Annotated in this window: 11 protein-coding genes; 1 reads left to right on the forward strand and 10 read right to left on the reverse strand. The window is 67.1% G+C overall.

From position 1 onward, the window contains the following. Positions 1–29 precede the first annotated feature (29 nt). The 10 genes from IEX97_RS09245 to IEX97_RS09290 all read right to left on the reverse strand — a co-directional run bounded on the left by IEX97_RS09245 (position 30) and on the right by IEX97_RS09290 (position 11214). A complete protein-coding gene (locus IEX97_RS09245; protein ID WP_188882559.1) occupies positions 30–776 on the reverse strand; it encodes an RsmE family RNA methyltransferase in 747 nt (248 codons plus the stop codon). Beyond that, entirely contained in the window at positions 776–1720 is a 945-nt protein-coding gene (prmA, locus tag IEX97_RS09250; RefSeq protein WP_229776727.1) for a 50S ribosomal protein L11 methyltransferase, read from the reverse strand. The genes IEX97_RS09245 and prmA overlap by 1 nt, the downstream gene beginning before the upstream one ends. 17 nt (positions 1721–1737) lie before the next feature. Next, positions 1738–2877 (reverse strand): molecular chaperone DnaJ, encoded by a 1140-nt coding sequence (dnaJ, locus tag IEX97_RS09255; RefSeq protein WP_188882560.1) that lies wholly within the window; start codon positions 2875–2877, stop codon positions 1738–1740. 136 nt (positions 2878–3013) lie between these two features. Continuing rightward, a complete protein-coding gene (dnaK, locus tag IEX97_RS09260; RefSeq protein ID WP_188882561.1) occupies positions 3014–4852 on the reverse strand; it encodes a molecular chaperone DnaK in 1839 nt (612 codons plus the stop codon). Between the two features lie 36 nt (positions 4853–4888). Next, positions 4889–5692 (reverse strand): nucleotide exchange factor GrpE, encoded by an 804-nt coding sequence (gene grpE / locus IEX97_RS09265; RefSeq protein ID WP_229776729.1) that lies wholly within the window; start codon positions 5690–5692, stop codon positions 4889–4891. A gap of 13 nt (positions 5693–5705) precedes the next feature. Further along, positions 5706–6740, reverse strand: coding sequence for a heat-inducible transcriptional repressor HrcA (gene hrcA, locus IEX97_RS09270; protein WP_188882563.1), 1035 nt, complete (start codon positions 6738–6740; stop codon positions 5706–5708). An 84-nt stretch (positions 6741–6824) separates the two neighbouring features. Next, positions 6825–7991: a radical SAM family heme chaperone HemW gene (gene hemW, locus IEX97_RS09275; protein ID WP_229776730.1), complete on the reverse strand. Its 1167-nt coding sequence runs from the start codon at positions 7989–7991 to the stop codon at positions 6825–6827. Between the two features lie 30 nt (positions 7992–8021). Then, on the reverse strand, positions 8022–9824 hold the full coding sequence (gene lepA / locus IEX97_RS09280) for a translation elongation factor 4 (RefSeq protein ID WP_188882564.1): 1803 nt from the start codon (positions 9822–9824) through the stop codon (positions 8022–8024). A 186-nt stretch (positions 9825–10010) separates the two neighbouring features. After that, entirely contained in the window at positions 10011–10745 is a 735-nt protein-coding gene (locus IEX97_RS09285) for a cation efflux transmembrane domain-containing protein (RefSeq protein ID WP_188882565.1), read from the reverse strand. After that, positions 10732–11214 carry a hypothetical protein gene (locus tag IEX97_RS09290; RefSeq protein WP_188882567.1) on the reverse strand — a complete coding sequence of 161 codons (483 nt, stop codon included), beginning with the start codon at positions 11212–11214 and terminating at the stop codon, positions 10732–10734. The genes IEX97_RS09285 and IEX97_RS09290 overlap by 14 nt, the downstream gene beginning before the upstream one ends. Positions 11215–11431: 217 nt before the next feature. On the opposite strand from IEX97_RS09290, the gene IEX97_RS09295 reads away from it, so the two are divergent. Continuing rightward, positions 11432–11694, forward strand: a 263-nt coding sequence (locus tag IEX97_RS09295) for a hypothetical protein (RefSeq protein ID WP_229776732.1), incomplete at its 3' end; no start/stop codon positions are given.

Consider the following 11694-nt stretch of genomic DNA (forward strand, 5'->3'; position numbering starts at 1 on the left):
CAATCCTCCTCTCGCGGGCGGGTACCGGCCTACGCGAGGTCTCCCCATTCGTACAACGCCAACGCGACCGCCACCGGTCCGGCCGTCTCCGTGCGCAGGATGCGGCGGCCGAGGCTCACCGGCTGCGCCGAGAACCGTTCCACGAACAGCGCACGATCCGCGGCGGACCATCCACCCTCGGGACCGACGGCGAGCGCAGCGACACAAGGGCCGGACTGGCGCAGCGCCCGGCCCAGATGGTTCGCCGCTTCCGCTTCGTCGAGCAACCAGACGCGCGCGACACCGCGCGCCGCCAACCAAGCGGATACTTCCGCGGCATCGTGGGCAAAGCCCACGCTCGGCACCTCGTCCCGCTGCGACTGGCTGGCCGCTTCGGCGGCGATCCGCTGCCAACGCGCCACCTTGGCCCCAGCCCGGTCCCGGGAGAGCTTGGTCACCGAGTGTGCGGCGGCGAACGCCAGCACGCCGGCAACCCCTATCTCCGTGGCCTTCTGGATGATGACATCCATTTTATCACCCTTCGGGAGCGCCTGGATCAGGAAAACCTTGTGCACCGGTCCGCTCTCCGGCAGGAGGCTCTCCGCGACCAACTCCACCTCGCCCGACCGCGGGTCAACCGCACAGACGCGGCACAACCAGGCCCCGCCGGCCGCCGCGACCGGGACGGTTTCCCCGCTTCGCACCCGCAGGACGCGGGCATAGTGATGACCCGTCTCTCCCGTCAGGCGGACCACCGCTTGGGGGGCAAGGGCATGCGGCAAGAAGACGCGGGGCATCACCAGCGCTTCCGGGCGGTCAAGGCCACCCAGTCGTCCCGGAACGCTGCGTGCGTCACCACCAGGCCGGCGCGTTCAAGCGCGTCGCGGACCGCCGCCTCTTGACTTGTGACGAAACCGGAAGCGATGAACCACCCGTTCGGCCGCAGGCGGGCACTGGCTGCCGGAGCAAGTCCGATGACGGCATCGCGCAAGATGTTGGCCACCAAGCCGTCGAAGGATGCATCCGCCGGCAGCGCGGCGAGCAGATCCCCTTGCACCACCGCGACCACCGTCGCGACGCCGTTGTCGGCGACGTTGTCCTTGGCTACCTTCACGGCGACCGGATCGATGTCGATGGCGACCACCCGCCGGGCGCCGAGTTTGGCGGCCGCGATGGACAGGATGCCGGTGCCGCACCCGACATCCGCCACCTCATCCCCCGGCTGCACGGCTTCCTCGAGCGCCTCCAGGCACAGTTTGGTGGTCGCGTGCGTGCCGGTCCCGAACGCCATGCCGGGTTCCATGAAGATGGGCATCCGGTCCGGGTAGGGACGGGACGACGCTTCCCACCGCGGCACCACCGCCAGCCGGCGGCCGACCGCCATGGCGCGGTAGTGCTCCTTCCATGCGTTCTCCCACGACGACTCGTCCACCAAGGACAGCTGCGCCGCCGCTGCCTCGCCGGCCGGCAACCCGGCCGCCCGAATCCGCTCGGCCGCGTCGGCAAGGCGCCGCCTCACCTCGGCCGCCGCCACGCCCTCCGGGAGATACACCGCCACCTCCACCGCCTCCGGGTGAAGCAGGCGATCCGGAAACCACTCCCCCGTGTTGAGTTCGAGCGCGCCCGCGGGGTAAACCCCTTCCATCGCGACACCCTGCACCTCAGGCCATTCCTGGAGCAGGGCGCCCCAGGCCTCCGCCGCTTCGTGGGGGACCTTGAGTTTCACTTCCCACCAACGCACACCGTTCACCTCACGCTTCAACGGTCACCCAAAAACGCGCTCTTCATCCGCTCGATGAACGTGCGCGCCTGCTCATGCGGCGTCTCGCCCAACTCGTTGCCGAACTCCCGCAGCAATTGCTTTTGGCGCTCGGTGAGGCGCGTCGGCGTGATGACGTGCACCCGGACATGCTCGTCCCCGCGCTGATTCGGGTTCCCGAGCTTCGGAATGCCTTTTCCGCGCAACCGGAACGACGTCCCGGTCTGCGTCCCTTCCGGAATGCGCAGCTTCACCTTGCCGTCGAGCGTCGGTACCTCAATCTCGTCTCCGAGCGCCGCCTGCACGAACGTCAACGGCACGTCGACGTAGACGTGGATCCCGTCCCGCTCGAACACCTCGTGCGGCTTCACCCGCACGACGATGTGCAGGTCGCCGGGCGGACCGCCGTTCGGACTCAGTTCCCCGCCGCCCGGAATGCGCAACCGCGTCCCCGTATCGACACCCGGCGGCACGTGGATGCGCACCGTCCGCCGTACCCGCCGCCGCCCCTTGCCGCCGCACTCCGGACATGGATGCGGAATGCGCACGCCGCGCCCCTGACAGGCCGGACACACGCGCCGGTTGATCATGCGCCCGAACGGCGTGGTGACCACCGTCTGCTGCTCCCCGGTGCCGTGACAGGTCGGGCACGTCTCCGGGCGCGTGCCGGGACGCGCGCCCGATCCGCCGCAGTGCGAACACGTCTCGGTGCGCGGCACCTGGATCTCCTTGTCCGTGCCGAACGCCGCCTCTTCAAACTCGACTTCGAGTTCATATTCCAGATCCTGCCCGCGCTGCGGCCCGCGACGGCCGCCGCCGCCGAAAAACATGTCGAAGATGTCGCTGAAGCTGCCGAAGTCGCCGAACCCGTCGAACCCTGACGCGCCGGCTCCCGCGCCCGCGCCCATCCCCTGCATCGGGTCTTCGTGGCCGAACTGGTCATAACGCCGCCGCTTTTCCGGGTCGGACAGCACCTCGTACGCTTCCGTGATCTCCTTGAATTTTTCCGCCGCCTGCGGATCGTCCTTGTTGACATCCGGATGGTACTGGCGCGCCAGCCGGCGGTACGCGCGTTTGATCTCGTCCTGGCTGGCGTCCCGCGCGACGCCGAGTACCTCGTAATAATCCCGCTTGCTCAAGGGTGACCCCCTCCCGCCGATGGGTCCGTGGACAATGACATGGCAGGGAATCACTCCCTGCCATGCCACCTTGCACGCACCGGACGACATCGGCCTTTCCGTGTTCTCCGGGCTTCAACCCGAAAAGCACGGACACTTACTTCTTGTCCTCGTCGACCACCTTGTACTCCGCGTCCACCACGTTGTCCCCGGACGCACCCGCACCGGCGGCGCTCCCGGCGCCGGTGTCCGCCCGCTGGCTCTGCACCTGCTCGTAGAGCTTCGTGGACAGCTTGTGCAAGACCTCCGTCAACGCCTGCGACGCCGACTGAATCGCCGCGGTGTCGTTGCCGTTCAACGCATCCCGCAACGCCTTCTGCTTTTCTTCGGCTTGACGCTTGAGGTCCGCATCGACCTTGTCGCCCAGTTCCTTCAACGTCTTCTCCGTCTGGTACAAGAGCTGGTCCGCCTGGTTGCGGATCTCCGCCTGCTCGCGCCGCTTGCGGTCTTCTTCCGCGTACATCTCCGCCTCCTTGACCATCCGCTCAATCTCTTCCTTACTCAGGCCGCTCGAGGCGGTGATGGTGATGGCCTGGCTCTTTCCGGTGCCCAGGTCCTTGGCGGAGACGTGCACGATGCCGTTGGCGTCGATGTCGAACGTCACCTCAATCTGCGGCACCCCGCGCGGCGCGGGCGGTATCCCCGTCAGGGTGAAGCGCCCGAGGGTCTTGTTGTCCTTGGCCATCTCGCGCTCGCCCTGCAGGACGTGGATCTCCACCGAGGTCTGGTTATCCGACGCGGTCGAGAAGATCTGGCTCTTCGAAGTCGGAATGGTGGTGTTGCGCGGGATGATCCGCGTGAACACGCCGCCCATTGTCTCGATGCCGAGCGACAGCGGCGTCACGTCGAGCAGCACCACGTCCTTCACTTCGCCCGTCAACACACCCGCCTGAATGGCGGCGCCGATGGCGACCACCTCGTCCGGGTTGACGCCCTTCGACGGCTCCTTGCCGATGAGCCGCTTGATGGCCTCCTGGACCGCCGGAATGCGCGTCGATCCGCCGACCAAGATCACCTTGTCGATCTGTTCCGGCGTCAAACCGGCGTCCGCCAGCGCCTGGCGGGTCGGGCCGAGCGTCGCCTCAACGAGATCGGCCGTCAGCTCCTCGAACTTGGCGCGCGTGAGGTTGACCTCGAGGTGCTTCGGACCGGTCGCATCCGCCGCGATGAACGGAAGCGAGATGGTGGTGGTCAGCGTCGACGACAGCTCTTTCTTCGCCTTCTCCGCCGCGTCCTTCAGCCGCTGCATCGCCATCCGGTCCTGCGACAGGTCGATGCCGGTGTCGCGCCGGAACGTGTCGATGAGGTAGCGCATGATCCGCTCGTCGAAGTCGTCGCCGCCCAGGTGGTTGTTGCCGCTGGTCGCCTTCACCTCGAATACGCCGTCGCCCATCTCCAGGATGGACACGTCGAACGTGCCGCCGCCCAGGTCGTAGACGAGGATGGTCTGCTCACCCTCTTTATCCAACCCGTACGCCAATGCGGCCGCCGTCGGCTCGTTGATGATGCGCAGGACCTCCAACCCGGCGATGCGCCCGGCATCTTTGGTCGCCTGGCGCTGGCTGTCCGTAAAATACGCCGGGACCGTGATGACCGCCTGGGTGATCTTCTCGCCCAGGAACGCCTCGGCGTCCGCCTTCAGCTTCTGCAGGATCATCGCCGAGATCTCCTGCGGCGTGTACGACTTGCCGTCGATGTTCACCTTGTAGTCGCTGCCCATGTGCCGCTTGATGGAGATGATGGTCCGCTCCGGATTGGTGATGGCCTGGCGCTTCGCCACGTCGCCGACCAACCGTTCGCCGTCTTTCGTGAACGCCACCACCGACGGCGTCGTGCGGTTGCCCTCGGCGTTCGGAATCACCACCGGTTCGCCGCCTTCCATCACAGCCACGCACGAGTTGGTCGTCCCCAAATCGATCCCGATGACTTTCGGCATAGCGCATCTCCTCCTGTCCGCCGCCCCGGCCCAAGGTCACACACTTACCTTGACCATCGCCGGGCGCAGCACCTTGTCGTGCAGCCAATACCCTTTTTGCAGTTCGAGCACGACGGTGCCGGGCGCCACGCCCTCCCCCGCCGGCTCCTGCATCACCGCCTCATGGAGCGACGGATCGAACGGTTGACCCACCACGTCCATCGGGCGCACGCCGTGCTTCTCCAAAATGCCAAGCAGCTGCCGGTGCACCATCTCGACCCCGGCGCGCAACTCCGCGCTCGCGCCCTCCGCCGTGAACGCGGCGAGCGCGCGCTCAAAGTTGTCCACGACCGGCAACAGGTCGGAGAGCAGCTTTTGCGCCGCGAACTTCTGCAAATCTTCCTTTTCTTGCCGTGTCCGCTTGCGGAAATTGTCAAAGTCCGCGTGGACGCGCAGCAGCTGTTGGCGCAGCGACGCCAATTCGGCCTGCGCCACGGCGAGCTGCTCCGCCGCGGACGGCGCGGCCGCAAGCGCCTCCCCGCCCGTGTCCTCCGCCGCACGGGCGCCGGCCTGCGCTTCGTCCGCGCCCCCTGCTTCCGGCGGCGCCGCTTCCTGGTCGCGCCGGGTTTCCTGCTGCGGTGCGCAACCGTGCGCGTCCGCTGCCTGCGATCCCGCTATAGCCTCGTCCGCTACAGCCTCGTCCGCTACAGCCTCGTCCGCTGCGGCGTCACCCGCCGCGGGCACACCCGGGTCCGCGGGCGCGACAGCGGCGTCTTCCTGCCCGGCACGCCGGCCGTCTTCGTCTTTGCCTTGCCCGTCTTGAGCTTGGATTGCGCCATCAGAACGCCGTTCTTCGGTCAAGGCCGAGTCCCCCTCATCCACTCGCCTGTTTCGTCATCCAATCGCTGAGCGCGTGCGAGACATATTCCAAGATCCGGATGACGCGCGCGTAATTCATGCGCGTCGGTCCCAGGACGCCGATGCTGCCGACCGGAACACCCTGGATGGTGTACGTCGCCGACACGACCGTGCAGTCCTGGAGCGTCGGAATGCCGTTCTCCATGCCAATCCGCACCTGCACACCCGGCGTCTGTGCCGCGGGCAGCATCTGGCTGACGCGGTCAGGGCGTTCAAGCAGGGCCAACAGCGGCCGCACCTTGTCGACGTTCCGAAACTCGGGCTGCGCCAGGATGTTCGTGGTGCCGCCGACGAACACCCGCTCCCGCGCCTCGGCCAAGCGCGCCAGTTCGTCCAAAAACGCCATGGCGTCGTCGTACCGCTCCGTGACGCGCGCCAGCTCCTCTGCGATTTCGTGGCTCAACTGGGAGCGGAAACGGTACAACGGCACCCCGGCCAGCTTGTCGTTCAACAGGTTGACCATGCGCACGACATCGTCCGACGAGACGCCCTCCGACAGCTGCACGTGGCGGGTCTCCACTTGCCCCGTGTCGGTGACGAGGATGGCCACCGCAGCTCCGGGCCGCAGCGGAATGAGCTGGATCTGACGGATCTTCTCCTGGTACACATGCGGCCCCATCACGATGGAGGTGTATTGGGTCAGCTCGGAGAGCACGAGCGCCGTCTCGTGGATCAACCGCTCCATCTCGCCGCGCTGCCGCTGGAAGTGCTCCCGCAGCACCGACAGGGTCTGGTTGTCGATCTCCACCCTCCCCATCAGGTTGTCCACATAGAACCGATAGCCCTTTTGGGAAGGGATGCGGCCTGCCGACGTATGCGGTTGGTCGAGATACCCCATCTCTTCCAAATCGGACATCTCGTTGCGGATGGTCGCCGCGCTCAGGTGGATCTCATCGTGTTTGGATAACGTTCGCGAACCGACCGGTTCAGCCGAACGGACGTAATCCTCGACGATGGCACTCAAGATCAGCCTTTGCCTCGGCGTCAGCACCGCCCTCACCCCACTTCACGATTAGCACTCTGAGCCGCCGAGTGCTAAGACCCACCTTGAACATAGCAAGTGGCCGCACACTTGTCAATGACGGTCGAGGAACGCTGCAAACACCTCATTGGCCACCGGCCATGCGCGATCCGTCAGGTGCAGGCGGTCCCCCGTCCACGCCACGAGGCCCCGCGCCGCCAGATCGGCGATGACCGGCCCGTACCGATCCAGCATGTCGATGCCGTGGCGTTCGCGAAACCGCGCCCGCGATACGCCCTCCCGCAGCCGCAGGCCGAGGATCATCGTGTCTTCCATCATTTCGTCCGGCCCGACGGGATGCGTCCAAGCCAGCGGCCGCATCCCCGCGCGCACCCGCTCCATGTACGCACGCAGGGGACGGACGTTCTCGTACCGCCAGCCCGCGACGTACCCGTGGGCCGACACACCCGCCGCCAGGTACGGCTCGTTCCGCCAGTAGACCAGGTTGTGCCGTGCCTCGCCGCCCGGCCGCGCGAAGTTGCTCACTTCGTAATGGACGTATCCGGCGCGGGTGAGCGTGTCGCGGACGAGATCGTACATGTCGGCTTCGAGGTCCTCCCCCGGGAGCTGGATGCGGCCCTCCGCCAACCACTCGTGCCACGGCGTACCAGGCTCCACCTTGAGCCAGTAGGCCGAGATGTGCTCCACCCCGAGCGCGATGGTCTCGCGCAGGGCGTCCGCCACGTCGGCAAGCGTCTGGTCCGGCAAGCCGAACATCAGATCCACGTTCACCCGGGTGAAGCCGGCCGCTTGCGCGCCGCGCACGGCCTCCCGCACCGCCCCGGCGTCGTGCGTGCGGCCCATGGCGGCGAGCAAACGCGGATTGAACGTCTGCGCCCCGAAACTGAGGCGGTTGATGCCCGCCTCGCGATACGCGGCGAGGCGGCGGTCGTCGAGGGTCCCCGGATTCGCCTCCGCCGTCACCTCGGCGTCCGGCCGCAACCCGAAGCACGACCGCACCGCCGCCATGATGCGCTGCATCTGCGCGCCGCTGAGCAGGCTCGGGGTGCCGCCGCCGAAGAACACCGTTTGCAGCGGTTCCCGGACGAGCGGCGCCAGCATGGCGAGTTCGCGCAGGAGGGCGTCCACGTACGCGTCGATGGCCTCCTGCGGTGCGACATAGGTGGTGAAGTCGCAGTAGTGGCAACGGCTTGCACAAAACGGGATGTGGATGTACAGCGCCGTCACCGGGATCTCACCCGGCCAGACCGGACCCTGCACCCCGCTCACCTCCCGGCCGCGCACGGCGGTTCAGTCGATCCGCAACACCGCCATGAACGCCTCCTGCGGCACCTCGACGCTGCCCACCTGTTTCAGCCGTTTCTTGCCTTCCTTCTGCTTCTCGAGCAGTTTGCGCTTGCGAGTGACGTCGCCGCCGTAACACTTGGCCAACACGTTCTTGCGCAGGGCGCGGATGGTCTCCCGGGCGATGACCCGGTTCCCGATGGCCGCCTGGATGGGCACCTCGAACATCTGGCGCGGGATGAGTTCCTTCAACTTCTCGCACAACACCCGCCCGCGCTGGTACGCCTTGTCGCGGTGGACGATGAACGACAAGGCGTCAATCACCTCGCCGTTGAGCAGGATGTCCATCTTCACCAGGTTGCTCGGCCGGTATCCGGCCAGCTCGTAGTCGAACGAGGCGTAACCGCGCGTCGACGACTTCAAACGGTCGAAGAAGTCGTAGACAATCTCCGCCAGCGGCAACTCGTAGGTGAGCGTGGCCCGCGCCGCATCGAGGTATTGCATGTCCTTGAAGACCCCGCGCTTCTCCTGGCACAACTCCATCACCGGCCCGATGTGGTCTTTCGGCACGATGATGGTCGCCTTGACGTACGGCTCTTCGATGCGGTCAATCCGTTCGGCCGGCGGCATTTTGCTCGGGTTGTCGATCTCGACGCGCGATCCGTCGGTCAGGTACACGTGATACACGACGCTCGGCGCCGTGGTGATGAGCGTCAGATGGTACTCCCGCTCCAGCCGCTCCTGGACGATCTCCATGTGCAACAATCCCAAAAAGCCGCAGCGAAAACCGAAGCCGAGCGCGCTGGATGTCTCCGGCTCGAACGTGAGCGCGGCGTCGTTGAGCGACAGCTTCTCCAACGCCTCCCGCAGCGCCTGGTATTCGCTCGCATCCACCGGATAGAGGCCGCAGAACACCATCGGGTTGACCTTGCGGTAGCCCGGCAAGGGTGCTGCCGCCGGGCGGTCTGCCTCCGTCACCGTGTCGCCCACGCGGGTGTCGCGGACGTTTTTGATCCCGGCCGCGATGTAGCCGACCTCACCCGCTGTGAGGCTGTCCACCGGCTGCATGCGCGGGGTGAACACGCCGACTTCCGTCACTTCGAATTCGGCGCCGGTGGCCATCATCTTGATGCGCATGCCGGGGCGCACCTCGCCGTTGAAGACGCGGATGTACACAATCACGCCCCGGTACGCGTCGTAGTGGGAATCGAAGATGAGCGCCTGCAGCGGCGCGCCGGCGTCCCCGCGGGGGGGCGGGATCTTGCGGACGATTTGTTCGAGCACATCCTCAATCCCAACCCCTGTCTTCGCCGAGGCCAGGACCGCGTCGCTGGCGTCCAGGCCGATGACCTCTTCAATCTCCCGCTTGACCCGCTCCGGATCAGCACTCGGCAGGTCAATCTTATTGATGACGGGAAGGATCTCCAGGTCGTTCTCCAAAGCCAAATACACGTTCGCCAAGGTCTGCGCCTCAATCCCTTGGGCGGCGTCGACGACGAGCAGCGCGCCTTCACACGCCGCCAGGCTGCGGGAAACTTCGTAGGTGAAGTCCACGTGGCCAGGCGTGTCGATGAGGTTGAGCTCGTACTCCTGGCCGTCTTTGGCCTTGTAGTAGAGCCGGACGGCCTGCAGCTTGATGGTGATGCCCCGCTCCCGCTCCAGGTCCATCTGGTCGAGCAGCTGGTCCTGCATCTCCCGTTCCGATACCGTCCCGGTGCGTTCGAGAATCCGGTCGGCGAGGGTCGACTTGCCGTGATCGATATGCGCGATGATGGAAAAGTTGCGGATCCGCTGCTGCCTGTCCTGCACCGCAGAAGCCCTCCACGCCGCATCTTCGTGCCCGGGCGGCGGCGAGAAATAGGCCGCGCCAACCGGGCGCGGCTGTACCTGTGCATACCGAAACCAGTTTAGCAAAGATCCCGCCGCCGGACAATTGCACGGCTGCTGCGGCACCCATGCCGGTTCACGCTGCCGTGGCTTCCTTTGCGCGCCTCCTCACCGTGGGGCGCGGGGATGGGCATGGGGGCGGACATGGGAGTGGACATGGACATGGACATGGCCTTGACCCGTCCAAGCGGCCGCCACCGAAGCCCACGCTTCCCGCAGCGCGAAGTGGACAATGCCGAGCGCCGCCAACGGATCGATCCACCACAAGCCGGGCAGCCACGCTTCGAACGCCAGGCTGGCGAGCAGCGTCCAGGCCATGTACGCGCACGTCATGCTGCACGCCGCATCGCCGATGAGCGCCGGGCTGTCCAGCAAGCGGCCGAGCCGCAGCTTCTGGCGCCCGAGCCACGGCGTCACCAGCGCGGAAGCGATGGCGACGGCCCATCCAGCCCATGTCGCGTGCACCTGGTGGTGTGCCGCCGCGCGCACGCCCGCCTCCCACGCCACATACCCGGCGAGGCCGAACAAGAGCAGGCCCACCACGCCGGACGCCGCACGCTCACCGCGCGCGTGCCAACGCCCGAGGCGCCCGCTGTACTCCATGGCGAGCCGCGCCAGCAGCACGGCGCCCGCGAGCCATTCGATGGCGCTGTCGACGCAAAACGCGGTGATGGCGAGACTCCCGGCCTGGAACGCGGCCCAGGCTCCAAACGCCGCTTCCGCCACCACCCACAGGCAAGCGATGAGCTCGACACCGACCGCCCGGCCCAGCCACGCGCGCCGCCGGGCGGCCGCGATCGCGGCCGTGACGGGGTCGCCCCTGCCTTGATCATCCGGGTACATGCGTCATCCCGGCCGCACCAGCCCGTCCGGACGCCTCCCCGCCCGGCTGCTCCAGAAAGAGGGTCTGCAGCAGGCCGGACAGCAGCGAACCGAACGCCCGTTGAATGTGATTGCCGATGACGACGCCCCCTTCGTCGATGGCGGCGCCAAGCGGGCTGTACATCGTGGTGGATGGCGCGAGGCTTGCCCCGTGCGCAGCGATGCCCGTACGCGACGGCGCGCGGGAGGATTCGTCTTGCGGCGGGAAAGCCTGCGCATCCCCCGCAGGGCTTTGCGGCGGCAAAGCCGCTTCGGCCGCCAAGTCCGCCGGGCGTGCCGCTTGGCCCGGATACGCCGCGGCGAGCGAAGAGATCCCCACCGCGATGGCCGACAGCACCATCGCGGTCCCCCCGACGAGGAGGATGATGAACACGGCGCCGGCGATGGCGTGCTTCAATCCCCGCTTCAATGTCGCGAGCCACGGATCCATCTCGTCTCGCCTCGCCCTCGTTGGCATGGTTCTGCGGCGGAAGACCGCAGCAAGCTTGGTTCAATAGCATGCTATGACCAGGCCCCGCAGGGTATGACAAACCAGACCGCTGCCAAGGCGGATCGACCCGGCGCTGACACACGCCCCGGTTCCTGGTATGCTAGAAGAGAGGAAGCGTGCAAGCGCGGCGATACGGCATGCGAGGGAGGGATGGCGTGTGGAGCCGATGGCATGGTTGCCGGCGGCATGGAACATGGGGCGCGCGTACCCAGGGGACGCCTCGGCCGCGCCGCCGCGCGGGCAAGCGGCTGCCCCCGGCACCGCGGCGACCGCGGCGGAAAGCCGGGCGGCGTTTGGCCAAGCCTTGGCGTCCGCTGACGTTGCGACGCAGTTCGAACGAGCGCTCGCGGCGTGGCTCGCCGTGGAACTGGGTGCGACGTGGCCGCAAACCGTGGCGCCGTTCGCAACCGCGACCGCCGA

The organism is Paenalicyclobacillus cellulosilyticus, assembly GCF_014647315.1.
GTDB lineage: Bacteria > Bacillota > Bacilli > Alicyclobacillales > Alicyclobacillaceae > Alicyclobacillus_J > Alicyclobacillus_J cellulosilyticus.